At 61.6% G+C, this 25,217-nt stretch carries 28 protein-coding genes; 15 read left to right on the forward strand and 13 right to left on the reverse strand.

Going from position 1 to position 25,217, the window contains the following annotated elements:
• Together HJB83_RS27430 and HJB83_RS27435 are read left to right on the forward strand one after the other, a co-directional pair.
• Positions 1-245 (forward strand): electron transfer flavoprotein subunit alpha/FixB family protein (locus HJB83_RS27430; protein ID WP_221131706.1); only part of this gene is annotated, 245 nt, incomplete at its 5' end.
• Between the two features lie 252 nt (positions 246-497).
• Positions 498-1,379 (forward strand): 3-hydroxybutyryl-CoA dehydrogenase, encoded by an 882-nt coding sequence (locus HJB83_RS27435; protein ID WP_207581986.1) that lies wholly within the window; start codon positions 498-500, stop codon positions 1,377-1,379.
• A 383-nt stretch (positions 1,380-1,762) separates the two neighbouring features.
• On the opposite strand, the gene tlpA is transcribed toward HJB83_RS27435, so the two are convergent.
• Entirely contained in the window at positions 1,763-2,425 is a 663-nt protein-coding gene (gene tlpA / locus HJB83_RS27440) for a thiol:disulfide interchange protein TlpA (protein WP_207581987.1), read from the reverse strand.
• A 26-nt stretch (positions 2,426-2,451) separates the two neighbouring features.
• Here tlpA and argH point away from each other — a divergent pair, with 26 nt between their 5' ends.
• From argH to HJB83_RS27460, 4 genes are all read left to right on the forward strand, one after another.
• On the forward strand, positions 2,452-3,855 hold the full coding sequence (gene argH / locus HJB83_RS27445) for an argininosuccinate lyase (protein WP_221115546.1): 1,404 nt from the start codon (positions 2,452-2,454) through the stop codon (positions 3,853-3,855).
• Positions 3,856-4,005: 150 nt separating this feature from the next.
• Complete coding sequence (gene lptM, locus HJB83_RS27450) at positions 4,006-4,200, forward strand: LPS translocon maturation chaperone LptM (RefSeq protein ID WP_221131705.1); 195 nt, start codon at positions 4,006-4,008, stop codon at positions 4,198-4,200.
• Between the two features lie 11 nt (positions 4,201-4,211).
• Positions 4,212-5,480: a diaminopimelate decarboxylase gene (gene lysA / locus HJB83_RS27455; RefSeq protein WP_221131704.1), complete on the forward strand. Its 1,269-nt coding sequence runs from the start codon at positions 4,212-4,214 to the stop codon at positions 5,478-5,480.
• 369 nt (positions 5,481-5,849) lie between these two features.
• The gene (locus HJB83_RS27460; protein WP_221131703.1) at positions 5,850-8,519 is read left to right on the forward strand and encodes a TIGR02302 family protein; all 2,670 of its coding nucleotides are present in this window, start codon (positions 5,850-5,852) and stop codon (positions 8,517-8,519) included.
• Between the two features lie 204 nt (positions 8,520-8,723).
• Here the strand turns inward: HJB83_RS27460 and HJB83_RS27465 are convergent, their stop codons facing one another.
• The 3 genes from HJB83_RS27465 to HJB83_RS27475 all read right to left on the reverse strand — a co-directional run bounded on the left by HJB83_RS27465 (position 8,724) and on the right by HJB83_RS27475 (position 10,564).
• Positions 8,724-9,083, reverse strand: a complete 360-nt coding sequence (locus tag HJB83_RS27465) for a response regulator (RefSeq protein WP_003582627.1) — start codon at positions 9,081-9,083, stop codon at positions 8,724-8,726.
• A gap of 152 nt (positions 9,084-9,235) precedes the next feature.
• Positions 9,236-9,778: a hypoxanthine phosphoribosyltransferase gene (hpt, locus tag HJB83_RS27470; RefSeq protein WP_207581992.1), complete on the reverse strand. Its 543-nt coding sequence runs from the start codon at positions 9,776-9,778 to the stop codon at positions 9,236-9,238.
• A gap of 135 nt (positions 9,779-9,913) precedes the next feature.
• Positions 9,914-10,564 (reverse strand): hypothetical protein, encoded by a 651-nt coding sequence (locus HJB83_RS27475; protein WP_221131702.1) that lies wholly within the window; start codon positions 10,562-10,564, stop codon positions 9,914-9,916.
• 206 nt (positions 10,565-10,770) lie between these two features.
• Between HJB83_RS27475 and ftsE the strand changes: the two genes are divergently transcribed.
• From ftsE to HJB83_RS27495, 4 genes are all read left to right on the forward strand, one after another.
• On the forward strand, positions 10,771-11,430 hold the full coding sequence (ftsE, locus tag HJB83_RS27480) for a cell division ATP-binding protein FtsE (RefSeq protein ID WP_003567051.1): 660 nt from the start codon (positions 10,771-10,773) through the stop codon (positions 11,428-11,430).
• Positions 11,423-12,436, forward strand: a complete 1,014-nt coding sequence (locus HJB83_RS27485; RefSeq protein ID WP_221115544.1) for an ABC transporter permease — start codon at positions 11,423-11,425, stop codon at positions 12,434-12,436. Before ftsE ends, HJB83_RS27485 begins: the two co-directional genes overlap by 8 nt.
• A gap of 67 nt (positions 12,437-12,503) precedes the next feature.
• Positions 12,504-13,220, forward strand: a complete 717-nt coding sequence (locus HJB83_RS27490) for a YdcF family protein (protein ID WP_221131701.1) — start codon at positions 12,504-12,506, stop codon at positions 13,218-13,220.
• Between the two features lie 198 nt (positions 13,221-13,418).
• Entirely contained in the window at positions 13,419-14,216 is a 798-nt protein-coding gene (locus tag HJB83_RS27495; protein ID WP_207581996.1) for a 1-acyl-sn-glycerol-3-phosphate acyltransferase, read from the forward strand.
• A gap of 59 nt (positions 14,217-14,275) precedes the next feature.
• Here the strand turns inward: HJB83_RS27495 and HJB83_RS27500 are convergent, their stop codons facing one another.
• Positions 14,276-14,806, reverse strand: a complete 531-nt coding sequence (locus tag HJB83_RS27500) for a gamma-glutamylcyclotransferase (RefSeq protein WP_207581997.1) — start codon at positions 14,804-14,806, stop codon at positions 14,276-14,278.
• 50 nt (positions 14,807-14,856) lie between these two features.
• Here HJB83_RS27500 and HJB83_RS27505 point away from each other — a divergent pair, with 50 nt between their 5' ends.
• Positions 14,857-15,873 carry a DUF2125 domain-containing protein gene (locus tag HJB83_RS27505; RefSeq protein WP_207581998.1) on the forward strand — a complete coding sequence of 339 codons (1,017 nt, stop codon included), beginning with the start codon at positions 14,857-14,859 and terminating at the stop codon, positions 15,871-15,873.
• A gap of 13 nt (positions 15,874-15,886) precedes the next feature.
• On the opposite strand, the gene HJB83_RS27510 is transcribed toward HJB83_RS27505, so the two are convergent.
• From HJB83_RS27510 to HJB83_RS27525, 4 genes are all read right to left on the reverse strand, one after another.
• Positions 15,887-16,306: a GNAT family N-acetyltransferase gene (locus tag HJB83_RS27510; protein ID WP_207581999.1), complete on the reverse strand. Its 420-nt coding sequence runs from the start codon at positions 16,304-16,306 to the stop codon at positions 15,887-15,889.
• A 9-nt stretch (positions 16,307-16,315) separates the two neighbouring features.
• A complete protein-coding gene (locus HJB83_RS27515) occupies positions 16,316-17,242 on the reverse strand; it encodes a prephenate/arogenate dehydrogenase family protein (protein WP_207582000.1) in 927 nt (308 codons plus the stop codon).
• On the reverse strand, positions 17,239-18,336 hold the full coding sequence (hisC, locus tag HJB83_RS27520) for a histidinol-phosphate transaminase (RefSeq protein ID WP_207582001.1): 1,098 nt from the start codon (positions 18,334-18,336) through the stop codon (positions 17,239-17,241). Before hisC ends, HJB83_RS27515 begins: the two co-directional genes overlap by 4 nt.
• Before the next feature lie 88 nt (positions 18,337-18,424).
• Positions 18,425-19,201 (reverse strand): class I SAM-dependent methyltransferase, encoded by a 777-nt coding sequence (locus HJB83_RS27525; protein ID WP_207582002.1) that lies wholly within the window; start codon positions 19,199-19,201, stop codon positions 18,425-18,427.
• Positions 19,202-19,254: 53 nt separating this feature from the next.
• On the opposite strand from HJB83_RS27525, the gene gloB reads away from it, so the two are divergent.
• Positions 19,255-20,025, forward strand: a complete 771-nt coding sequence (gene gloB, locus HJB83_RS27530; RefSeq protein WP_164007856.1) for a hydroxyacylglutathione hydrolase — start codon at positions 19,255-19,257, stop codon at positions 20,023-20,025.
• Entirely contained in the window at positions 20,025-20,447 is a 423-nt protein-coding gene (locus HJB83_RS27535; RefSeq protein WP_221131700.1) for a cupin domain-containing protein, read from the forward strand. Before gloB ends, HJB83_RS27535 begins: the two co-directional genes overlap by 1 nt.
• A gap of 2 nt (positions 20,448-20,449) precedes the next feature.
• On the opposite strand, the gene HJB83_RS27540 is transcribed toward HJB83_RS27535, so the two are convergent.
• Both HJB83_RS27540 and HJB83_RS27545 read right to left on the reverse strand, forming a co-directional pair.
• On the reverse strand, positions 20,450-21,337 hold the full coding sequence (locus HJB83_RS27540) for a DMT family transporter (RefSeq protein WP_221131699.1): 888 nt from the start codon (positions 21,335-21,337) through the stop codon (positions 20,450-20,452).
• A gap of 30 nt (positions 21,338-21,367) precedes the next feature.
• The gene (locus HJB83_RS27545) at positions 21,368-22,144 is read right to left on the reverse strand and encodes a DUF3108 domain-containing protein (RefSeq protein ID WP_207582005.1); all 777 of its coding nucleotides are present in this window, start codon (positions 22,142-22,144) and stop codon (positions 21,368-21,370) included.
• Between the two features lie 241 nt (positions 22,145-22,385).
• Between HJB83_RS27545 and rpmB the strand changes: the two genes are divergently transcribed.
• A complete protein-coding gene (gene rpmB / locus HJB83_RS27550) occupies positions 22,386-22,691 on the forward strand; it encodes a 50S ribosomal protein L28 (RefSeq protein WP_007632672.1) in 306 nt (101 codons plus the stop codon).
• 111 nt (positions 22,692-22,802) lie between these two features.
• On the forward strand, positions 22,803-23,438 hold the full coding sequence (locus HJB83_RS27555; RefSeq protein WP_207582006.1) for a VUT family protein: 636 nt from the start codon (positions 22,803-22,805) through the stop codon (positions 23,436-23,438).
• Positions 23,439-23,567: 129 nt separating this feature from the next.
• Here HJB83_RS27555 and HJB83_RS27560 read toward each other — a convergent pair whose 3' ends face one another.
• Both HJB83_RS27560 and HJB83_RS27565 read right to left on the reverse strand, forming a co-directional pair.
• On the reverse strand, positions 23,568-24,134 hold the full coding sequence (locus HJB83_RS27560; RefSeq protein ID WP_221131712.1) for an adenylate kinase: 567 nt from the start codon (positions 24,132-24,134) through the stop codon (positions 23,568-23,570).
• A gap of 57 nt (positions 24,135-24,191) precedes the next feature.
• Positions 24,192-25,211 carry an esterase-like activity of phytase family protein gene (locus tag HJB83_RS27565; RefSeq protein WP_221115538.1) on the reverse strand — a complete coding sequence of 340 codons (1,020 nt, stop codon included), beginning with the start codon at positions 25,209-25,211 and terminating at the stop codon, positions 24,192-24,194.
• Positions 25,212-25,217: the final 6 nt, after the last annotated feature.

Consider the following 25,217-nt stretch of genomic DNA (forward strand, 5'->3'; position numbering starts at 1 on the left):
CTGCCGTCGATGCCGGTTATGCGCCGAACGACTGGCAGGTCGGCCAGACCGGCAAGGTGGTGGCGCCTGATCTTTACATTGCCGCCGGCATCTCCGGCGCCATCCAGCATCTGGCCGGCATGAAGGATAGTAAGGTCATCGTCGCCATCAACAAGGACGAGGAGGCGCCGATCTTCCAGGTTGCCGACTATGGCTTGGTCGCCGACCTGTTCGAGGCCCTGCCGGAATTGGAAAAGGCGCTCTGAGCGCATGCCGCGCAAAACTGTGCAGCGGTTTTGCGGATAACGACATGCGTAAAGCGAAGACCTAAAGCGCGAGAAGCGAATCGAAAGATTCGCAACGCGCTTTAAACGCGTCAAATGCTTTTCTTTCGCACTTGCGAATGACTGGAAAATTATCTTTTATCGGGCTACTACTGCTGCCGGGCGATCCTTCGTCCGGCAGTATTGCTAAAAAATGCGGCAGCGCGGGGGCGAATGCCGTGCGGGGGTTTGGAGATGAATGCGGTGTTGAAGAATATTGGTATTATCGGTGCCGGCCAGATGGGCTGCGGCATCGCGCATGTTTCGGCCGCCGCAGGTTACAGGGTTCACATTTACGATCTCTCCCAGGATCGCATCGAATCCGGCCTTGCCACCGTCAACGGCAACCTTGCCCGCCTGGTGACGAACGGCAAGATGACCGAAGAGGAACGCAAGTCGACTTTGTCGCTCATCACAGGCTCGTCCGATGTCAATGATCTCGCCCCGTCCGATCTCGTCATCGAGGCCGCCACCGAGGATGAAACGGTCAAGCGCAAGATCTATGCGCAGGTTTGTCCGGTCCTGAAGCCCGAGGCGCTGCTTGCCACCAACACCTCTTCCCTTTCCATCACCCGGCTAGCTGCCGCCACTGACCGCCCCGAACGCTTCATGGGCATACATTTCATGAACCCGGTGCCGGTGATGAAGCTGGTCGAACTGGTGCGCGGCATCGCGACCGATGAAAAGACCTTCTCGGCCGCCAGGGAATTCGTCGGCACGCTGGAAAAGACCATCACCGTGGCCGAGGATTTCCCGGCCTTCATCGTCAACCGCATCCTGCTGCCGATGATCAACGAGGCGATCTATACGCTCTATGAAGGCGTCGGCACGGTCGATGCCATCGATACGGCGATGAAGCTCGGCGCCAACCATCCGATGGGGCCGCTGCAGCTTGCCGATTTCATCGGCCTCGACACCTGCCTTTCGATCATGCAGGTGCTGCACGACGGCCTGGCGGACTCGAAATACCGTCCCTGCCCGCTGCTGGTGAAATATGTCGAGGCGGGCTGGCTCGGACGCAAGTCCGGACGCGGCTTCTATGACTATCGGGGTGAAGTGCCGGTCCCGACGCGCTAGAGCTTGAAGCCGAAAAGTGTGAGCGGTTTACTTATGACATCATGCTCTAGCTCTTTAATGTAGAACGATGATTTTAGGCCGACCGGGCCTAAAATCATCCTGTTCTAAGCGGGTGTCGCCCGAAAGGGCGAATGGACGGCCCGCCCGCGAAATGCTTTCTTGCCGTGAACGGGAGGGAACGCCATGTCGACTGAAACACCAATGTTCCTGCTGCAATGCTGCGTGCTCATCGGGCTTGCGGGTGTCTTCCTCATTAAAGGAGACGGAGACTCCTGACGGGCTCCTTAATGCATGCCGCCCGGAAGTGTAAGCGATTCGCAACGACATGCATCAAAACAAAGAGCTAAAGCGCGCCGCATGAATCAAATTTGATGCGACGCGCTTTAGGATCCGATCGCGCCCTTGATCAGCGTCTTGGCATCTTCGCTGTCCCAGGCAGCCGGGCCGTTCATCGCTGAAATCAGGCAGCCCTTGTCGTCGAGCAGCAGCGTCACCGGCAGGCCGAAAGCGAGACCTTCCTTCTTTAAGCTATTGAAGACGCCGATCGTATTGTCGCGGTAAAGCTGCAGCGCATCGACGCCGATCTCGCTCAGGAAGGCCTTCGGCTTCTCGTCGTCACCGGTATCGATATTGACCGGTACGACCTGGAACTTGTCGCTCCCCATACCCTTTTCCAGCGCGTTCAGCGCCGGCATCTCCTCGCGGCAGGGCACGCACCACGTGGCCCACAGATTGAGAAGCACAGTCTTGCCAGTAAAATGATCGAGCGTCATCGCCTTGCCGTCAGGGCCGTTGAATGTAACCGCAGTCAGCTTGCGCGGTTCGTTGGCGGCGACCATGGCGGCGACCTGCCCCTTCATCAGCGGCGTCAGATTGGCAGCGCGTTCCCTAGCCAGCGCGCATTCGGCCGAAGCGGTATTGCCGATGCCATTGCCAATCCCCGTCTCCTTCACGTATACCGCTGCCGCACCGGCAACAACGCCTGCAACGGCGGCGATTGCGATCAATTTTACGGACGGCAGGCCGAAGGGTTTTCTCGTCGTCATTTCATTCTCCAGGACGGGCATCTTCCATGGCCGAGAGCAAAACCGAAACCAAATCCTCCAACCAGATGTGGGGCGGGCGCTTCGCTTCCGGCCCGGACGCGATCATGGAGGAGATAAATGCCTCGATCGGTTTCGACAAGAAGCTATTCGCGCAGGATATCCGCGGCTCGATCGCCCACGCGACCATGCTCGCCCATCAGGGGATCATTTCCGCTGACGATAAGGACAAGATCGTTCACGGGCTAAACACGATCCTGTCAGAAATCGAAAGCGGCAATTTCGAATTCTCGCGACAGCTCGAAGACATTCATATGAATGTCGAAGCGCGCCTGGCGACGCTGATCGGACCGGCAGCCGGCCGGCTGCACACCGCCCGCTCGCGCAACGATCAGGTAGCGCTCGACTTCCGCCTCTGGGTGAAGGAAGAGCTTGAGAAAACTGAACGGATGCTGACCGGCCTGATCGCCGCCTTCCTCGACCGCGCCGAGGAACATGCCGAAAGCGTCATGCCGGGCTTCACCCATCTGCAGACCGCCCAGCCCGTGACCTTCGGCCATCACTGCATGGCCTATGTCGAAATGTTCGGCCGTGACCGCTCGCGCGTGCGCCACGCCATCGAGCACCTGGACGAAAGCCCGATCGGCGCGGCAGCCCTTGCCGGCACCGGTTATCCGATCGACCGCCATATGACTGCCAAGGCGCTCGGTTTCCGCGAGCCGACCCGCAACTCCATCGATACGGTCTCCGACCGCGACTTCGCCATCGAGTTCCTGTCGATCGCCGCAATTGCTGGTATGCACCTTTCGCGTCTGGCGGAAGAGATCGTCATCTGGTCGACCCCGCAATTCGGTTTCGTCCGTCTCTCCGACGCCTTCTCGACCGGCTCCTCGATCATGCCGCAGAAGAAGAATCCGGATGCCGCCGAACTGGTGCGCGCCAAGACCGGCCGCATCAACGGCTCGCTGGTGGCCCTTCTGACGATCATGAAGGGCCTGCCTCTCGCCTATTCCAAAGACATGCAGGAAGACAAGGAACAGGTGTTCGACGCGGCCGAGAGCCTGGAACTGGCGATTGCCGCCATGACCGGTATGGTGCGCGACATGACCGTCAACACCGCGCGCATGAAGGCGGCGGCCGGTTCCGGCTACTCGACGGCGACCGATCTTGCCGACTGGCTGGTGCGCGAAGCGGGCCTCCCCTTCCGTGATGCCCATCACGTCACCGGCCGCGCCGTCGCACTTGCCGAAAGCAAGAGCTGCGACCTTGCCGAACTTCCGCTCTCCGACCTGCAGGCGATCCATCCCGACATCACCGACAAGGTCTACGACGTGCTGACCGTCGAGGCCTCGGTCGCCAGCCGCAAGAGCTTCGGCGGCACGGCGCCGTCCGAGGTACGCAGGCAGATCGCCTTCTGGCGCGCCCGTAACTGAAATGTCAGGCGGCGAAAGCCGCCGCGATCTTGTCGTCTACGCGGGAAGACCGTCCAACAATCAGGGTGCACAAGGCGGATAAACTTCGCTATGAAGATCTCCATCATCCGCCATGAATGATGCCATCAAATGCCGCCGAAGAGGATATCCATGCAGAAGAGCTTGCCGCACCTCATCCGCCTGACGGCGGTTCTCGCCGTCATCGGCCTTGCCGTTGCCGGATGCGGGCGCAAGGGCGACCTCGATCCGCCGAGTGCTGCGGCAACCAAGGAAGGTGACGTTTCCAAGCCGACGAAAAGGCCGGGAACCGTCGACAAGCCCTTCCTTCTCGATCCCCTTCTTTAAGGCACAAGCCCGTGAACCATTTCGAGTACCGCGACGGCGTCCTATATGCCGAGAACGTCCCCGTTCCCGAGATCGCCAAGGCGGTCGGCACACCCTTTTATGTCTATTCAACCGCAACGCTGGAGCGCCATTACCGCGTCTTTTCGGAAGCCTTCGCGGACATGGACTCGATGGTTTGTTATGCGATGAAGGCGAACTCGAACCAGGCGGTGCTGAAGACACTCGGCCGCCTCGGCGCCGGTATCGACGTCGTCTCCGAGGGCGAGCTGCGCCGCGCGCTCGCTGCCGACATTCCCGCCAGCCGCATCATGTTTTCGGGTGTCGGCAAGACGCCGCAGGAGATGGATTTCGCTCTCGAGGCAGGCATCTACTGTTTCAACGTCGAATCCGAGCCCGAGCTCGAAATCCTCAATCAGCGCGCCATCAAGGCAGGGACGAAAGCGCCGGTCTCCTTCCGCATCAACCCTGACGTCGATGCAAAAACCCATTCCAAGATCTCGACCGGCAAGAAGGAAAACAAATTCGGCATCTCCTGGGAGCGTGCCCGCGCCATCTATGCCCATGCCGCCAAGCTGCCGGGCATCGAGGTCACCGGCATCGACATGCACATCGGCAGCCAGATCACCGAATTGCAGCCCTTCGACGACGCCTTCAGGCTGTTGCACGATCTTGTCGCGACGCTGCGCGCCGACGGCCACACCATCGATCACGTCGATATCGGCGGCGGTCTCGGCATCCCCTATAAGGACGACAACAATCCGCCGCCGCTGCCGGATGCCTATGCGGCCATAGTCAAGAACCAGTTGCGCGGCCTCAACTGCAAGATCATCACCGAACCCGGCCGCCTGATCGTCGGCAATGCCGGTATCCTGGTGACCGAGGTTCTCTATGTGAAGGATGGCGGCGAAAAGACCTTCGTCATCGTCGATGGCGCGATGAACGATCTCATCCGCCCGACGCTCTACGAGGCCTATCACGAGATCCGCCCGGTGACGATTTCGGCGGCGAACGCCCCGCGCATCCGCGCCGACGTCGTTGGCCCCGTCTGCGAGACCGGCGATTATTTGGCACTCGACCGCGAGATGGCGATGCCGAAGCCCGGCGACTTGATGGCCGTCAGCACTGCCGGCGCTTACGGCGCGGTCCAGGCCGGCACTTATAATAGCCGGCTGCTGGTGCCCGAAGTTCTGGTCAGAGGCAGCGATTTCCATACGATTCGCCCGCGCAGAACCTATGCCGAACTGATCAGCCTCGACTCCGTTCCGGCCTGGCTCGATTAAAGCATGATGCCGAAAAGTGTGTACGGTTTTCTCATGACATCGTGCTCTAACTATTTAATTTAGAACAGGATTCAGATTTTAGGCCGAGTGGGCCTATCATCACCCTGTTCTAAAGCGTGTCGCGCAAGAGTGTGCAGCGCACGACTGCGTAAAACAAAGACCTAAAGCGTGGGGAGCAATCTGAAAGATCGCGACGCGCTTTAACCAGCCATCACTTTTTGGCGAATTAACGTGAAAAGCCGGTATGGCCGGTCGCTCGCCCTCGCCTTCGCCACAAAGAGTGTTATCCTTGTCAGCCATGAGCGTATTGCCCTGCAATCGCCGGAAGCGCCCTCTGTTTCAGAACGCCAGATCGCGGAGACCGGACCGATGACAAGCCCCTCAAGGCAGAGGAAAGGTGCATTTGCGCTCCGCCCCTCGCTTGCCCGGCTGGTGACGACAAAACGCCTGCTGGCGCGTGTTGTGCTGTTTTTCGAGCAGTTGCTGCCACCTTTGATGCCGGTTCTGGCAGTGATCGCCTTCTATCTCTCCGTCTCCTGGTTCGGCATCTTTCGCAGCGTGCCTGACTGGCTGCGCATCCTGCTGCTGATTGCCTTTGCCGCTGCTTTTGTCGTCTCGCTCCTGCCCTTCCGCACTTTGCGCTGGCCGAAGGTCGCCGAAGCCGACCGCATGCTGGAAGAGCGCAACGGCCTGCCGCACCAGCCGGTCACCGTCCAGGAAGACGAGCCGGCCTTCGATACGCCCTTCGCCCGGGCGCTCTGGCGCGAGCACCAGACGCGCATGGCCGAAAAGATCGCGGCACTCGATGCCGGACTGCCGCGGCCTGATATCGCCGTGCATGACCGTTTCGCGCTGCGCGCCGTGCCGGCGCTGCTGCTGGTCACCGCCTTTGCCTATTCACTGTCGATCAACGGCGGTTCGATCGGTGACGCGTTGCAGGCAGCACCCGAGCACGTCACCGTCGATCCGGCCGTGCGCATCGACGCCTGGGTGACGCCGCCCTCCTACACCGGCCGCGCCCCGGTCTATCTGACCGCTGACGGCAGCGAGCAGGGGTCGATCGGCATTCCGCAGTTTTCCGGCCTCACCGTGCGCGTCAGCGGCGGCAAGACAGCCGAAAAGGTCGTATTCCGCAAGGCAAACGGCGAGGCGCAGGATATCGCCGTGCAGGCGGATACCAAGCCGCAGCAGGCGGCGGCATCCGGCAGTCAACAGCCGAATACGGTCCCAACCGGCCAGGTCCCGGCCAACCAGGCTCCCGTCGCCCAGACCCATGTGATGAAGCTCGAGGAGAATGGCGCCCTCGAAGTCAACGGTCGCCGCTGGAGCTTCGAGGTTCTCCCCGACAAGGCGCCGGAAATTGCTTTCGACGGTATGCCGAAACCCAGCGTCAACGGCGCGCTTGAAATCGGCTTTACCGTCAAGGACGACTACGGCGTCCAGGAGGCGCATGCGGAGATCGTTCCCGTCGAAACCGATCCGACGGCGACGCCGCTCTATCCCTTGCCGGAATACCGGCTGGATATTCCCCGCCGTAACGCCCGTGACGCCAAGGGCGTGACCAGCCGCAACCTGACCGAACATCCGCTTGCCGGAAAGCGCGTGCGCGTGACGCTCGTCGCCAAGGATGGCGCCGGCCAGACCGGCCGCAGCCCGCCGTATGAGATGACCTTGCCGTCGCGGCCCTTCAACGAGCCGCTTGCCGCCGCCGTCGCCGAAGAACGGCAGGTTTTCGCGCTCGACACCCGCAAGATGCCGCAGGCGATCGCACTGAACGAGGCGCTGACCATCCGTCCCGAGGAGACCATCCCCAAGCTCACCAACTATCTCCTGCTGGAATCCGCTTTGACGCGCATGAAGCTCGCAAAGGGTGAGGATGCACTCAAGGATACGGCCCAATATCTCTGGGAGATTGCACTCGGCATGGAGGACGGCGATCTTTCGCTTGCCGAGCGCAAGCTGCGCGAAGCCCAGCAGAAGCTTGCCGACGCATTGGACCGCAACGCCCCCGACGCCGAGATCAAGAAGCTGATGGATGAGCTGCGCAAGGCGATGCAGGACTATATGACCGAGCTTGCCCAACGCATGCAGAACGCGCCGATGCAGCCGAACCAGAATGCGCAGAACATCCTGCGCCAGCAGGATCTGGAACGGATGATGGACCAGATCGAGAATCTCGCCCGCTCCGGCAATCGTGACGCCGCCCAGCAGATGCTGTCGGAATTGCAGCGGATGATGAACAATCTGCAGGCCGGCCGCCCGCAGCGCGGCCAACAGAGCCAGGAAAACAGCGAGGCCCGAAAGCAGATCGACAAGCTCGGCGAGATTCTGCGCGACCAGCAGAAGTTGATGGATCAGACCTTCCGCCTCGATCAGCAGCTCAGGGACCGCATGCAACGCGGCGAACCCGATATGGGTGAAAACGATCCGCTGCTCGACGAGATGAACCCCGGAGAAAACGGCGAACCGCAGGATCAGCAGCAGGGCCAGCAAGGCAAAGACGGCCAGCAGCCCTCCGACCAGATGACCGCCGAGCAGTTGCGCGAGGCATTGAAGCAGCTGCGCGCTCAGCAGGATGCGCTCGGCAGGCAGCTCGGCGAATTGCAGAAGGGCCTCGGCGAGATGGGCATGAAGCCTGGCCCGGGCTTCGGACAGGCGCAACGCGAGATGGAAGGCGCCGGTCGCGAACTCGGCCAGGGGCATGGCCAGCCGGCCATCGAAGGCCAGGGCCGCGCGCTCGAAGCACTTCGCCAGGGCGCCCGCGACATGATGAACCAGATGATGCAGGCGCAACAGGGCCAGCAAGGGCAGGGTCCGAACGGCCAGATGAGCCAGGGCGGCGACCAAAATGGCCGCGACCCGCTCGGCCGGCCACGCCCCCCGGGACCGGATTTCGGCGACAACAGCGTGAAGGTTCCCGACGAGATCGACGTTCAGCGCGCCCGAGAAATCCTCGACGCGATCCGCGAGAAGCTCGGCAACAATCCGCCGCAGGAAATGGAACGGCGGTATCTCGAACGGTTGCTGGACATCCAGTAAGCTGACGCCACCGTGACATGACACGCGCACCGGCGCAGGGATTTTAGGCCGGATCGGCATAAAATTTGAATCCGGATCTCATCAAGAAAACGAGCGGAATACCGTCCAAAAACCGTACTCAGTTTTCACCGTCATGCTCTGATACATGTCATCACGACGTGTGCAGCTGTTCCGGGATGACGACATGCATGAAAATAGAGAGCTTTAAGCGACCAGCGCTCGGGCGACCGCTTTGCGGATATCGGGAAGCGCGAATGGTTTGGCGACGACGTCGATAATCTTTTCGGCAAGATCGTCGGCCCGTTCGCGCTGCTCGGCATAGCCGGTCATCAGCAGGATCTTCAGGCCGGGAAAGGCGTCTTTTGCCTGATGGGCGAGTTCGATGCCGTCCATCACGGGCATGCGGATATCTGAAAGCAGCAGATCGTAGACCCCTTCCCTGAGCTTCTCCAGGCCCTCGGCCCCGTCGGCCGCCTCATCGGTCTCGTGGCCATCAAGCCGCAGGGCTCGGGCTACGAAGGACCGCAGGGAGTCCTCGTCTTCCGTGATCAGAATTCTTGCCATATGTGCATTGCTCCGTGGTCAGCCCCGCGACGGAAATCACCAGGATTTCCTTTTCGATCGGTAAAGATCAGGAAGCGATGGACGAGATGGTTAACAACCCGTCTCGGGCGGCAAGGCAGCGGCGGACGTCTTTCGAACCACTTTGAAGTCGCTCAGGCGTCCCCGGTAACCACGCCGACGAAGGGCAGTTCGCGAAAGGCATAGGCGACATCCATGCCGTAACCGACGACAAAATAGTCAGGGCATTCGAAGCCGACATAATCGGCCTCCAGCTTTTCCTTGCGCTTGACGCGCTTATCGAGCAGCACGGCGATCGTGACGTTGCGCGCGCCGCGCTCGAACAGCAATTCCTTGGCAAACAGCAGCGTCCGGCCGGATTCGAGGATATCGTCGATCAACAGGACGTCGCGGCCATGGACGTCGCTGTCGATATCCTTGACGATGCGCACGCCCTGCGAAACCGTGCCGATGCCATAACTCGACAGCGTGATGAACTCGACCTCCGGTGCAAGCCCGCTATCGTGCAGGGCGCGGATCAGGTCGGCGGCGAAGATGAACGAACCCTTGAGCACGGCGATGACAAGCAGGTCCTGGGTCGGGCCATTGGCGATCTCCCGGGCCATCGAATGATTGCGCTCGGCGATCTGCTCGGCAGTAAAGAGCGGCTCGATATTTTTTCCGCGCACGACAGGCATAAGGGCTTGCTCCATGAAAAGAAGGGTAAGCCGTTAGCACATATGCGAGCGTGAAACAGCCTCACCCGCCATGAAATTAACCAGATTGGCGCGCGTTGCGGCGGGAAAATCACCCAATCCACGTTCGAGCGCTCTCTATGGCAGGAACGACAGCCGGACCTCCGGCAGTTTTCCGCCGGCATGCTGGACACGGGCCGAGAAACCCCGGCTCTGGCCGCCATAAATGACATCGGCCGGCGGATTGATGATGATGCTTGCGGTCAGTCGCTCGTCGGTCACGAGATCGGCACGGATCGGACGCACCGTCTGCGTCGTGCCGCTGTCATTTTCGAGGATGCCGTTGATGACCAGCACGCGCATGCCGTTCGCGTCGCGCGGCGCCACCGTCACATGGGTGAAATGCAGCGGCGCTCCGGAATAGGCCCGCTCGGCGGCAAGGCCGGAAAAGCCGCCCGCAAGCCCGAAGACCAGCACGGCGAGCGCCAGCACCAGCCCTGCGAAGCTCCGCATCGACGCGCGCTGCAGGAAGGCTTCCACGTCCCGCAGAACAGTTGCAGTCACTGGCGTCAGCGGCGGCTGTGCTGCGTGTGCGCCAGCAGCGCGCTTGCGGTTGTCGTTATAGGTTCTTGCGGTAAATTCCTTCGGTCGGACTTTGCCGAGCGTCACGAATTCGGCGTCGGAAATATCGGCAGGACGCGCCGCACGGTACTGGCGGGCGGCGGGTTCCGGCGGCAGGAAATCATAGGCCTGGCCCGGTGTCCGGCGACTGAAGGAGGATGCTTCCATGGTGGCTGCCTCGCAGATGTCCACATGGTTTCGCTGCCAGGGGAAATCTTGGCATTGAAACGAATCCCGCTCAGTCGTAAATTTTAATGGTTAATGCTTCGCAAAGATCGCCATCAAACGGGCGTCTTTCCGGCAAAATTTACCGGCTGTTAACGGTGTTGGTTAACAAGTCACGCGGTGAAACCCACAACAGACTGAGCTGCACGTTGATCCATTTCGAGAATGTCGGTTTGCGCTATGGCATGGGCCCGGAAATCCTCCGGGACCTGACCTTCGACATTCCGAAGAAATCCTTTCAGTTCCTGACAGGCCCATCGGGCGCAGGCAAGACGTCGCTGCTGCGGCTGCTGTTCATGTCGCTGCAGCCGACGCGCGGCCTGATCCGCATGTTCGGGCGCGACATTTCCGAAATCCCCCGCCCGGAACTGCCGTTGCTGCGCCGCCGCGTCGGCATCGTCTTCCAGGATTTCCGCCTCCTCGATCATCTGACAACCTATGAGAATGTCGCTTTGCCCTTACGCGTGCGCGGTAAGGATGAGAGCTCCTACAAGACCGACGTCCTGGAACTGTTGAAATGGGTCGGCCTCGGCGAACGCATCAACGTGCTGCCGCCCGTGCTCTCGGGCGGCGAGAAGCAGCGCGCCGCGATCGCCAGGGCGCTGATGGACCGGCCGGAGGTGCTGCTTGCCGACGAACCCACCGGCAATGTCGACCCGCCGATGGCCAAGCGCTTGCTCAATCTTTTCCTCGAGCTGAACCGCCTCGGCACCGCAGTTGTGATCGCCACGCATGACCTGGCGCTGATGGAACAGGTGGAAGCTCGCCGCATGATCCTCTCGGGGGGGCATCTCGATATCTATGACTGAGCTCCCATCCAGAAACCCGGACAAGGCGCCTGGTAAGGCTGAGCAGAAACGACCGGAAATGCGCGTGCGTCCGACCGCGCCGATCCTGCCGCCATCCAACATCCAGGGCAGCGCGTTGATGGTGGTCATCGCAATCATGGCCTTTCTCGCCTGCCTGACGCTCGGCGGCGTCAGCATGGTGCGCTCGACGGCAGCAAGCTGGGAGAGCCAGATCTCCCGAGAGATCACCATCCAGATCAAGCCGGACGACAATCTCGACATGGAAAAGGCGCTGACCCAGGCACGCGACCTGGCGCTGACCTTCGTCGGCACCAAGAGCGGCCAGATCGTCGACGAGGCGGCGACCGCCCGCCTGCTCGAACCCTGGCTCGGCCCCGGTCTCGATCTCAAGGATCTGCCCGTTCCCCGCCTCGTCATCATCACCATCGACGAGAGCAATCCACCGGATTTCGATTCGATGCGGGCGTTGCTGAAAGACAGCATCCCGCAGGCAAGCCTCGACGATCACCGCACCTGGGTCGACCGGCTGGTGTCCATGGCGCACACGACCGTCATGATCGGCACAGGCATCCTGCTGCTGGTTTTCACGGCGATGGTGCTCACCGTCGTCTTCGCCACGCGCGGCGCGCTGTCGGGCAATCGTCACGTCGTCGAAGTGCTGCATTTCGTCGGCGCCGAAAGCTCCTTCGTCGCCACCGAATTCCAGAAGCATTTCCTGAAGATCAGCCTCAAGGGCTCGGCAATCGGCAGCGCCCTTGCCGCCCTCTTCTTCGCCACCGCCGGTTTCTGGCAGAGCCGCACGCTCGCCACCCCGGAAACGGACCAGGCGACGGCGCTCTTCGGCACCTTCTCCGTCGGCGTGCTCGGTTATGCCGGCATCTTCGCAACGATGATCGTCATTGCGCTCCTGACCACTATCACCGCGCGACTGACCGTCATGCAGACGATCTACGAAATCGATACATTACGCTCGGACCCGACACGCACCGACGGCATCGCGAGTTGATCGTGACCATGCCGTTTTGCCATGAAAGCGTCTGTTCCGTGCCGCAATCAGCGTATAGTCACGATTCATGACCATGGGAGATACGACACCCAACCCGATTCATCAGGACCCCGAGCTTGACCGCCCGGCGGGTTTGCAGCCGCGGCGCGGGCTGATCCGCCGCCTGCTGCGTTGGGGCGGCTTTGCCTGCGTGCTGGCGATCGCCCTGTTGTTCGGCGGTTTCCTGCGTTTCGCCGATTCCGTGACGACGCTTAAGCCTCCGGCCGAGCCGAAGGCAGATGCGATCGTCGTGCTGACAGGGGGTTACCAGCGCATCGATCAGGCCGTGGAGCTGCTGCAGAAAGGTGCCGGCAAGCGTTTGCTCATTTCCGGCGTCCACCCGACGACCACCCCGGCGCAGATCCGCAAGATGACGCAGGGCTCGGCCGATCTCTTCTCCTGCTGTGTCGATATCGGCCACGATGCGATCGACACGATCGGCAATGCCGAGGAAGCTTCGAACTGGATCCACGCCAAGGGATACCGCAGCGTCTTGATCGTCACCAACAACTACCACATGCCGCGAAGCCTCGCGGAGCTCTCCTATGTCGATCCCGATATCGAGTTCATCGCTTATCCCGTGGTCAATTCGGATTTGAAGAGCCGCAACTGGTTCACCGACCCGAATGCGATGCGTGTCATGCTTGCCGAATATGTAAAAGTGCTGCTGACCGGCGCCCGCAACATCACCGGCTTCGGTCGCCACACCGGGCTGCGCTCGGCAAGCGCGTCGAGCGAGAACTGACGCTTTTGCTAGAGCATGATGCCGAAAAGTGTGAGCGGTTTTCTCACGACATCATGTTCCAACTCTTTAATTTAGAGCAGGATTCAGATTTTAGGCCCGGCCTAAAATCTGAATCCTGTTCTGGGACGTCATCAAACGCTTTTTATGCCGAGCAATATCGTGTAGGCCGGTCGCGTGAGCATGCCTCGGGAAAGTTTCATGATCGCCCTGCGTTCCGTCCTCTTCAACACGATCTTCTACGCCAACCTCATCATCCGGATGATCGTTCTCTCGCCATACTATTTCCTCGCGCCGCGCCTGACCGCCTATGCGATCCCGAAGAATTGGGCACGCTCCAACCACTGGCTGATGCGGGTGATCGTCGGCACCACCTTCGAGATCGAAGGCCTGGAGAACCTCCCGGACGGCAGCTACATCCTGGCGCCGAAGCACCAGTCCTTCTGGGATACCTATGCGCTGCTGCCCTGGCTGAAGGACCCGGTCTACATCCTGAAGCGCGAGCTGATGTGGATTCCGCTGTTCGGCTGGTATGCGAAGAAGCAGCGGGTGATCCCGGTTGATCGCGGCGCCCGTGGCAAGGTGATGGTGGAGGTGTTGAAGCGCACGAAACAGGAGCTTTCGACCGGCCGCCAGCTGATCATCTATCCTGAGGGCACCCGTCGCCCGCCGGGCGCCGAGCCGGTCTATAAGTATGGCATCGCCCGCATGTACCGTGATCTCGCCATCCCCGTAGTGCCGATCGTCATGCATCCCGGTCTCTTCTGGCCGCGGCGCAGCATTCGTCGTTATCCCGGCCATTTCAAGGTGAGGATCCTGCCGCCGATCATGCCGGGAATGGATCCGGACGCGTTTTTCGCCCATCTGATCGAGGTGTCGGAGCGGGCAAGCGACGCGCTTCTGCTCGAAACTGTCGAGGCAAATCCGCATCTGCCGCTGCCGCCGACGGCGGTCGAAAGGCTGGCCGAGCTGCGCAGGCTCAAGACGGCGACCGCCTGAAGCATGTCGCGCAAACTGCGCAACGGTTTTTGCGATAATAATCGCGACGCGCGTGAGGATCAAGCGGCGCGCAGCCGCTCCACTTCGTCGACGACCTGCTCCAGCCAATGGTCGCGAATGCCCATCTGCTTCAGATGCATCGCGGTGTTGAAGACATAGGCATCATTCGGGCCTGACTGACCCTTGGCCTGGCTCACCACCCTCGCCGCCTCAAATGCGTCGAGCGTACCGGCATATTGCTCATGGTCGCGATCAGCAATGTAGGTAACCGCCTCCACCCTGCAGCCTCCCGCAAGCTGCAGCCGCACTCGGCGCTCCAGGTAGACATTGGTAACCAGTTCGCGGGCGCGGAGATAATCGATCACCTCATCCCATTTTTCCGGGGAAATGCGGAAAGCCATGCCGCGGCAGGCGCCGCCTCTGTCGAGGCCGAGAACCAGGCCCGGACTGTCGCGCGTACCGCGATGGACAAAGGAACGGACGCAGAGCGAACGCCTGTAGCCGTAGATCAGAGCCTCTGCCCGCTCCATGAACTCGAAGCCCGGATTCCACATCAGCGAACCGTAGCCAAATACCCAAATTTCGTCCATATCGCACGCCAGACCGGAATCACATTTGCGATTCACCATTGGAGAACATCATGGCAGCGTCAAGCCAATCCGGTAGCAGCCAATCCAGCAGCAGCAAGAAATTCTGGTTGCTGGGTGGCGGCGTCCTCCTGGTGATCGCGCTTTATACCGGCGGCTGGTTCTATGCGGCATCGACGCTGAAGACCACGGTGCTGAAGGCGATCGCGCCGCGCGACCAGGCAGGCGTCAGCGCCGAATGCTCCGATATCGAATTCCGCGGCTATCCTTTCCGTATCGGCCTGTTCTGCTCCAAGATCGATGTCGACGACCATGTCAACGGCGTCTCGGCCACCTTCGGCGCGTTGCGTTCGGCAGCGCAGGTCTACGCGCCCGGCAATATCGTCTGGGAGCTCGATTCGCCGGCCGCCATCCGCACCAGCAATGGCCTTTCGATCTCGGCCCAATGGGCAAACCTGCAAGCGAGCCTGGCGACGAGGTTGCGGGGCATTAACCGCAGCTCAACGGTCATCGAGGGCCTGAAGGCGACGGCGGTTTCCTCCTACACCGGCCAGACCATCAGCTTCGATGCCGCTCGCACCGAAATTCATCTGCGTCAGAACGGTGCCGATCTCGACGGCGCGATCTCCGTGCAGGATGCCAACACCGCGATCAAGGACTGGCCGCAAATCTTCCCGAAGCTGTCGGCCAGTATCGATCTGACCGTCGCCGGTAAAGCCGGCCTGATCGACGGCAGTGATCCGAGCGGCCTCAACGGTGCCGCCGGTGAGCTGCGCCGCATCGTCGCCGACATCGGCGACGGCAAAGTGATGACGCTGACCGGCCCCTTTTCCTTCGACGAGCAGGGTCTGCTCTCCGGAAAATTCAAGCTGGAAATCGAACAGCTCGGCCCCTGGGGCGACAGCCTGAAACAGGCCTTTCCGGATATCGCCTCGACCGTCAACACGGCGACCAAGCTCTTGAAATCGCTTGCCGGCGGCAAAGACAAAGTCTCCGTCGATCTTGTCGTCGATCACGGCAACGCCACCGTCAGCGGCTTCATCCCGCTCGGCCGGATACCGCCGATCTGACCTATGGCGCCTCTCAGCTTATCCGCTTGACGAAGAAGACCTCCGCCACCGACTGCAACCCAGGCAGCTCGATCGCGCCGGTTTCGGTAAATCCGTTGCGGCGATGCCAGTCCTGAGGTCGGCTTTCGTCGCATTCGCTCGAGGTCATCAGCAGGCGGGCGCCGTCGCCGCGCATCGCCCCTTCCCAGGCAACAAACAGCGCCGTTCCGACGCCTGAACGGCGGTGGCCGGGAAGGACGCGGATCATCTCCATGTAGGGAATTCTGCCCCAGAAGCGGGAGAAGCGCAGGAAACCGACGATCTCGCCGACTTTCCTGGCAACGAGATATTCGCCAAGCGCCACGCATCGCGACACCCAGGCTTCACCAGCGCTGGCATCCTCGCGAACGAGCCAATCGATATCCGCCTGGCTGGCGCGCGCCACCTCAACCATCGCGGATGGCTACTTCTTGTTATCCAGCGCGTGGCGGCCGAAATCAGGCGCGTCGACATCCTGGCCGGCCTGGACGATCGAGCGGCGGATGGCGCGCGTGCGGGTGAAAAGTTCGAAGATTTTGTCGCCCTCGCCCCAGCGGATCGCGCGCTGCAGAGAGGCGAGATCCTCCGAGAAGCGCGCCAGCATTTCGAGGATCGCATCACGATTGTGCAGGCAGACGTCGCGCCACATCGTCGGGTCGGAAGCCGCAAGTCGGGTGAAATCGCGAAAGCCCGAGGCGGAGTATTTGATGACTTCCGACTCGGTCACCGTCTCCAGATCGTCGGCGGTGCCGACGATGTTGTAGGCGATGATATGCGGCAGGTGCGAGACGATCGCCAGCACCTTGTCGTGATGCTCCGCATCCATTTCGTCGACCTTCGAACCAAGCGTTTCCCAGAAGCTGCGCAGACGCTTCAGCGCCGTCTCGTCGGTACCGGCGACCGGCGTGAAGATGCACCAACGGCCTTCGAAGAGTCCCGGGAAGCCGGCATCGGGGCCGGATTTTTCGGTGCCGGCCAGTGGATGGCCGGGGATGAAATGCACATTATCAGGCATATGCGGCAGCATCTGCGCGATGACCGAGGCCTTGGTGGAGCCGACATCGGTGACAACAGCCCCGGACTTCAGGCTAGCCGCTATCTCCTTCGCCACGCTTTCCGAAGCGCCGACCGGCACCGAGACGATTACCAGATCGGCATCCCTGACGGCATCGGCCGAAGACGTCGTGTAGCGGTCGCCGAGACCGAGCTCCTCGGCACGCTTCAGCGTATCGGCGCTACGCGTCGCGACGACGATCTCCCGTGCAAGACCAAGCCGCCTGATGTCGTAGGCGAGTGAAGAGCCGATCAGGCCGATACCGATCAGCGCGATACGATCGAACTGGACGTTCATGCCTTGCGTCCCATGAATTCGGTGAGCGCGGCGATGACGCCACGGTTGGCCTCTTCGGGGCCGATGCTCATCCGGAGCGCATTGGCAAAGCCATAGCTGCGCACGGCGCGCAGGATGTAGCCGCGGCTCGTCAGGAGATCGTCGGCATCGGCGGCGCGCTTGCCGTCGATCTCGGGGAAATGAATGAGGACGAAATTGGCGACGGACGGCGTCACCTTCAGGCCGATCGCTTCGAGCGCCTGGGTCAGCGTCTCCACCCACATCTGGTTGAAGGAGACGGCCTGCTGGATGAAGGCCTGGTCGCGGATCGCCGCGGCACCGGCGGCGATTGCCGGCGCGTTCAAATTGAAAGGCCCGCGCACGCGGTTCACAGCGTCGACGATCTCGGCCGGCGCATACATCCAGCCGACCCGCAGCGCCGCCAGTCCGTAGGCCTTCGAGAAGGTGCGGGTCATCACCACGTTGGCATTGGAAGACACGACCTCGATGCCGGCTTCATAATCGTTGCGGCGCACATATTCGGCATAGGCGGCATCGAGCACCAGCACGACATGCTTCGGTAGCCCGGCCTGCAGGCGGCGGATCTCGCTGACTGGGACATAAGTGCCGGTTGGATTGCCGGGATTGGCGATGAAAACGATCTTGGTCTTTTCCGTCACCGCGGCAAGGATCGCATCGACATCGACGGTGTGATCTTTTTCCCTGACGACGACAGGCGTGGCGCCGGCGCCCTGGATCTGGATCTTGTAGACCAGGAAGCCGTGCTCGGTGATGATGCCCTCGTCGCCGGCGCCGAGATAGACATGGCAGAGCAGGCCGAGCAGTTCGTCGGAACCGTTGCCGCAGAGAATGTTTGCCGGGTTGAGGCCGTGCACGGCAGCGATCGCCTCGCGCAATTCAACCGCCTGCCCGTCGGGGTAACGCTCCAGATTGTCGGCAACCGCCTTGAACGCATCGATCGCCTTCGGACTGGCGCCGAGTGGCGTTTCGTTGGACGAAAGCTTGTAGACGCGGGCAACACCCGGTGCATGTTCCTTGCCCGGCACATAGGATGCGATATCGAGAATACCGGGACGCGGAACAGGCTTGCTCATCTCAACGCTCATGGATCGACCTTGGAACTGCCGGAAATTACCAGTCGCATTAAAGCGGAATGCGGTTCTTGTCGAGAGCCGGGCGGCGTCACCGGCTGCGTGTGGTCGGCACGCCATGGGGTGCCAGAACCGGCACGAAGACGCGGCGGGAGGCTCGCGCCGCAACCGGCAGCCCCTGATAGAGCCGCTTCTGCGCCTCGACGATGATGACGCCTGAGAAAGCCGGCCACAACGTCCGCCCGATCCGCTCGAAGGCGCGGCGAAGGCGCAGGATGGTCCTGAGCTTCGAGGGCGGGAAGAACAGCGCTTCGGCCGTCGCGCCCGGGGTGAAATTCGTTTCGCGCAGCAGATGCGTCAGCTGACCGCGGGAATAGGGCCGGCCCGAGCCGAACGGCGTGTGTTCCATCCGCGCCCAGACGCCGCGTCGGTTCGGCACGACGATGACAAGCCGTCCGCCTGGCGCCAGCACCCGCCAGAGTTCCTTCAGCGTCTCGCGCGGGCTTTCGGCGAATTCCAGCGAATGCACCATCAGCACCCGGTCGATCGAGGAATCCGGCAGTGGCAGTTCCTCGTCGAAAATCAGCGCCGTCGACGAGAGCGATCCCATCGGCCAGTTCACCGCGCCCTGCCCGGCCGGCATGAAGGCGAAGGTGCGCTCGGTATCGGCCTGGAAGCGGTCGAGGAAGGGCACGGCATAGCCGAGACCGACCAGACGCTCCTGCGGCAGCCGCACCCAGAGCGAAGACAGCGCCATGGCGATCGACTGCTCGGCAAGGCGCCCAAGCTCGGAGTGGTAGAACTGGCGTAGGTCGACGATATCGGCGTGCATTGCGATAAATGTTATCAGCGGGCGGTTGGACTTCAAGGCCGGAACCTCTACATTTCCGCGAGACTCGCATGACAAGGGATTATTGAACGATGAAACCTTTGGAATTAGACGTTTTTCTCTGCCGCACCGACAATTTCGGCGTTCTCGTCCACGATCCGGAGACAGGCTTTACCGCGGCGATCGACGCGCCGGAAGAGGCGCCGATCCTGCAGGCGGCGACGCGCCGCGGCTGGAAAATCACCCATATCTTCACCACCCATCATCACACCGACCATGTCACCGGCAACCTGGCGCTGAAGGAGCAGTTCGGCTGCGAGATCATCGGCCCGATCAACGAGGCGATCGCCATTCCCGGCCTCGACCGGACGATGGCCGATGGCGACAGCTTCCTTTTCGGCGATCACACGGTCAACGTCATCGAGACGCCCGGCCACACCGCCGGCCATATCTGCTATCACTTCGTCGACGACAAGCTGCTCTTTGCCGCCGATACGCTGTTTGCGCTCGGCTGCGGCCGGCTGTTCGAACGCCCGGCCGCCGACATGTGGCATTCGCTGCAAAAACTGGCCGTGCTGCCCGATGAGACCGCCGTCTATTTCGGCCACGAATACACCCTGTCCAATGCCCGCTTCGCACTGACGGTCGATCCCGACAACGAACGCCTGAAGAGCCGCGCCGCCGAGATCGAGGCCTTGCGCGCCGACGGCAAATTCACCATCCCGACGACGCTGGGGCTGGAAAAGGAGACCAACCCGTTCCTGCGCGCCGCCGATCCGGCGATCCGCCGCAATCTGCTGATGGAAGGCAAGACCAACGAGGAAGTCTTTGCCGAGATCCGCAAGCGCAAAGACAATTTCTGATGTCTCCCGAAGACATCATCCGCGAACTCGCCATGCAGCCGCATCCGGAAGGCGGCTGGTACGCTGAGACGTTCCGCGATACGGCGGGCGGAGAACGCGGCCACTCGACGGCGATCTATTATCTCCTGACCAGAGGACAGCGCTCGCACTGGCATCGCGTCCATGATGCGGTGGAGGTCTGGCATTATTACGCCGGCGCGCCGCTCTCGCTGCATCGCTCTGAAGATGGAACGGCAAGCGAGGCCCTGACGCTTGGAACCGACCTGGCGGCCGGCGAGCGGCCGCAGGTGATCATTCCGGCCAATTGGTGGCAGTCGGCCGAAAGCCTCGGCGATTTCACCCTGGTCGGCTGCACTGTCTCACCGGGCTTTACGTTTTCGAGCTTCGAGATGGCGCCATCAGGCTGGACGCCCGGCGGCTGAACTCATTCCGCCGCAGCCGGCGGCTGGATCTTGCGGCGGAACATGTCCTGGGCGGCGAGCACCGCCCCGCCGGTGACGAGCAGGCAGGCAAGCGCGATGCGCCAGCTCGGCTCGGCAAATCCGAACAGCGTCAGGATCAGCGTCGAAAGCAGCGGTGCGGCATAACTCGCCGCGCCGAGGATCTGGATATCGCCGTTCTTGACGCCGTAATCCCAGGCGTAAAAGGCAGCCCCCACCGGCAGGAGCCCGAGCCCGGCGACGGCGAGCCATTCGAAACCCGTTGCCGGCCAGACCGTCGTCTCCAGGCCGAGATGGCAGAACAGCGACAGGATCGAGGTCGCAAGGCAGAAGCCGGTGACGACATCGGTGGAGACGGCGTCGAAACGCCGGGTCAGTAGCGAGTAACCGGACCAGGTGAAGGCGCAGAGAAAAGCGGCGGTGTAACCGACGGCATAGGCGCCGTTAAAATCGATGCCGTTGCGGCCGACGATCAGGAAGGTGCCGCACAGCCCGGCAAGCGCACCGGCCACATGATGCCAGCGCAGCCGTTCGCCCGGCAGCAGCGCCGAGCCGACGACGATCAGCAGCGGCCAGAGATAGGCGATCAGCCCCGCCTCCACCGCCGGTGCGTTTCTGAGCGCGGTGAAATAAAGGAAATGATAGCCGAACAGCCCCGAAATACCGGTCACCCAGACCTTGGCCGGCTGCTTCAGCAGCGTCAGCCGTGACGGGTTGAGGGCAAGCACGGCGAGGCCGGGAATGCTGCCGATCGCAAAGCAGACGGCCGAAAGCTGGAACGGCGGCATCTTGCCGGAGGCGGCCGTCAACAGCGCCAGGAACGACCACATCAAAATGGCGGTAAAACCGATCAACGTCGCGCGAAGCTTCACCCATCCCCCTTTGACGGAGGATGATCTCCGTCAGCTGCTGCCGTATTTGACGGCAGTGATCGTCACCATTCCATATTCGGTCGGAATGCGCACGTAGACGGGAGCGTATACATTTGCCGCGTCCGACTTGGCAAACCAGATTTCCATCCGGTCGCTCTTGCTGAGATAGACGATGTCCTTGCGGCCCTTCTTGTAGCCCGAGCGTGGCACGAAGCGCACGCTGCAGACGGTCGCCTTGCCCTTGAAGCCGTTGGTCGAGAAATCCTCGTCGCCCTTCGGCGACAGCACCAGATCCATGCGCGTCTCGCCGTCGAAGATCGGCAGCGTCTGCGAGCAGACCTTGGTGTCGCCGGTGAAGATCAGGCCGGAGATCGGATCGAGCACCGAGCGCATGTCGCGCGGCGTCACGTCGATCCAGTTCTTCGGACGCTTCGGCGGCGGTGTCGTCGTCGCCGAGACGATGTTGCCGTCGCGGTAGCTGACCTCGTAGACCCGGGCCTTCTTGCCGCTCTTGTAGTAGAGCGAATATTTCGACGCCTGCAACTTGTCGTCGCGCACGACGCCGGTGACACTTGTTTTGGCCGAAATCGTCGTGACCAGATCGGCAAGCCCGGCGGAGTTGATGCTGCCGGCGATCTTGTAGCTATGATCGTCCTCGATCTGCGTCAGGAACGCGGCGCGGGCGATCGGCAGGCCGGCAAGCGTCACCCGGTATTCCGTCCGATGCTGGATTTCGGCCGCCGCTGCCGGTATGGCAAGCAGCGCGGCGATCGCCGAAATGAAAATCCGTCTGCTCGAATGAGCCATGAATCAAGCCTTGTCTTGCCGCGCGCTGGCAGCCTTCGCTCAGCGCTCTATACTCCTGCCGCGAAGGGAAGAAAACAGCAGCTTTTTGACAGAATTGCGGGAAAGGCCAAGGTTTGGCTTGACGCGCGCAGCCTGCCTGACTATAGAACCGCAACTTTCCAATCATGCCCGTTGGATTGCGCGCCCGGTTTTGACCGGGATGGCAATTCGATGGCCCGACAAAAACAAGAATAGGTGTTCCATGTCCCGCGTGTGCGAATTGACCGGCAAGGCCGTCCTGACTGGTAACAATGTCAGCCATGCCAACAACAAGACCAAGCGCCGGTTCCTGCCGAACCTGTGCCAGGTCACGCTGATTTCCGACGCCCTCAACCAGCGTTATCGTCTTCGTGTTTCGGCTGCTGCTCTTCGCTCCGTCGAGCATCGTGGCGGCCTCGATGCCTTCCTGCTGAAGGCCAACGAAACCGAACTGTCGATGCGCGCGCGCCTGCTGCGTCGTCAGATCGTCAAGAAGACCGCCGAAGCAGCTGTTGCTGTTGCTGCGTAAGCTTCTGCCCTTCTTTCATACGGCTTTAAAGGCTTGAACGGATGATACCGGACAAGCCTTTTGCTTTGCCGGATCGTCGCTCCAACTGGTGGCATCACCCAGGATAAAAAAATGCCGAAGACCCGCTATACCATCGCCTATGTCGCGCTGATGACACTCGTCGTCGTCGCTTCCAACTTCCTCGTCCAGTTTCCGCTGAACGCCGAAGTCGCCGGCGTCAACCTTGCCGACATCCTGACCTGGGGCGCCTTCTCCTATCCGATCGCCTTCCTGATCACCGATCTGACCAACCGCCAGTTCGGCCCGCAGGCAGCCCGCAAGGTCGTCCTTGCCGGATTCGTCGTCGGCGTGACGCTCTCCTTCTTCACGTCAGTGCCGCGCATCGCCATCGCCTCCGGCTCTGCCTATCTCGCCGGCCAGCTGCTCGATATCGCCGTCTTCAACCGCCTTCGCCGCCAGGCCTGGTGGCGCGCGCCGCTCGTCGGCTCGCTGATCGGCTCGGCGCTGGATACGGTGATGTTCTTCTCGCTGTCCTTCGCCGCGTTTTTCGTCTTCCTCGGCCCGAACGAGCCCTTCGCGCTGGAAGCAGCCCCCGTCCTCGGCGTCTTCGCCACCGAGGCTCCGCGCTGGATTTCCTGGGCGATCGGCGATTTCGCCGTCAAGATGATCGTCGGCCTCGTCATGCTCTTGCCCTACGGCGCGCTGATGAACGTGCTGCGGCCGATGCAGGCAGCCCGCGCCAGATAAAGCGCGTCGCGATCCTTCAGATTCGCTCTTGGCGCTTTAGCCCATTGTTTTTACGCATGTCGTTGCGGCAAAAGCGCTTCGCGCTTTGAAAACCGCTGCACACTTTTGCGCGACATGCTTTCATTCAACTCACCGACGCCGCCGGACCGCACCGGCAGCGATGGCCGGATGCAGAAGGACCGCTGCAGCCAGCTCGTCGATACCAAGCGACGAATCGAGCCGCAACACCGGCGCCGTCTGCGTTTCCAGCCATTGCTCATGCGCCGCAAGGCTGCGGCGTTCGGGACCGGCTGTGTCGTAACTTGCCGCCCATTCCAGGAATTGCCCGCTTTTTACTTCCATGTCGCCGCCGGGCCCAATCCTGTTTCCATATCGGGCCACCTCCCGCGCGCGGATGCGCGCCATACGAAGCTCCGGCTCGATCCTGAGGAACACGATCAGATCGTAGAGGGGCTCCAGCGGGGTGCCCCACTTCAGCGCCGATCCGGAAAGAACCCAGCCACCAGGCCGTCGCTTCTCCTCAAGCAGCAGCCGAATGCGCTCACCGGCATCCCTCGGCGTCGTGAACGGCGGATCGGTTGGCAGCCAAAAGAAATCGTCTGTATCGAGATGGGCGATATCGAGCCTTACGGCCAACGCACCGCCGAGCGATGTCGTGCCGGAACCGGACGCACCCATGACGTGGATATGCACTATGATGTCCTCCGAAGGCTGCCGACCGATGCTCCGGCATGACCGCCGACGCGTATGACGTCAGTCTGACGCTTTGTGTGCGGTCTGTTCGGTCAGCCGGAATTCCAGCATTAGATTGCGCTGTAGGATCGAATGATTGTCGTCCGACACCAGGACGATATGGGTGGTACCGTCGGCGGCCTGGAACGTGTCCAGCCCTTCCATATTGTCGATCTGAGAATTGAAATTGCCTTCGAGCAGCAATTCGCCGTCGACGACGGCGCCGGGCCTGATATCGCCGCCCTTGATGCGCCGAATCCGCATGCCGATGCCTTCGGCCATATTGAAGCGACGTTCCAGCAGCAGCAGGTCGCCGTTCGGCAGGAAGGCGCCGTCGGTGATGTCGAAGCTGCCGTCCCGCGCCACTGAGAAACGCCCTTTCAGCGGGCCGTTCAGAATAGCCGCGACCCGGTTGCCGTCGCTATCGAGACCGCGTTCGGAGACGATAACAACGCCGCCCTTGAGCGGGCTCGATGCCGGCGCCACGGCAATGGTCTCGATGCCGCGGTTGTCGCTCAGCATCTTCCGCGGGATGAGGATGGGCAGAGTGGCGATCGCGCCGGAATCGGCAAAACCCGGATCGGGATAGATATCGACGCGGTGATCCTGCTCGAAGGAGACCAGGATCCTGTTACCATCGAGCGCCAGGCCCTCGGCATCCATATGCCCCTTGCCCTCGAAGCTGCGCCCGGCGATGTTCTTCATCGGGGTGATCTCGACATTGGAGAGACCGGAAAGCCTGCCCTTGAGGTCGCGCTCGATGCTGCCCGTCAGCCATTGACCGGTATCGAGCACGACGACGAAATGTTGCTGGTCCGGCCGGAAGCGGATGGCGGAAAGCGAGCCGAACAGGGCTCGGCTGGAAACCATCTCCAGTCCGCCGAGAAATTCCAGCGACCCGAAGTTCGTCTGCGAAGAGCCGATCCTGAAATCAGAGATTTGCCGGCTAATGACAGGCACGTCGCGCGCCGATGCGGGGCACGCGCCAGCGGCGATGCAGAGGGCAATCGACACTGCGCGGTAAAGGCGCTTACCAGCCATGCTTCC

The organism is Rhizobium sp. NZLR11, assembly GCF_019685115.1.
Classification (GTDB): domain Bacteria; phylum Pseudomonadota; class Alphaproteobacteria; order Rhizobiales; family Rhizobiaceae; genus Rhizobium.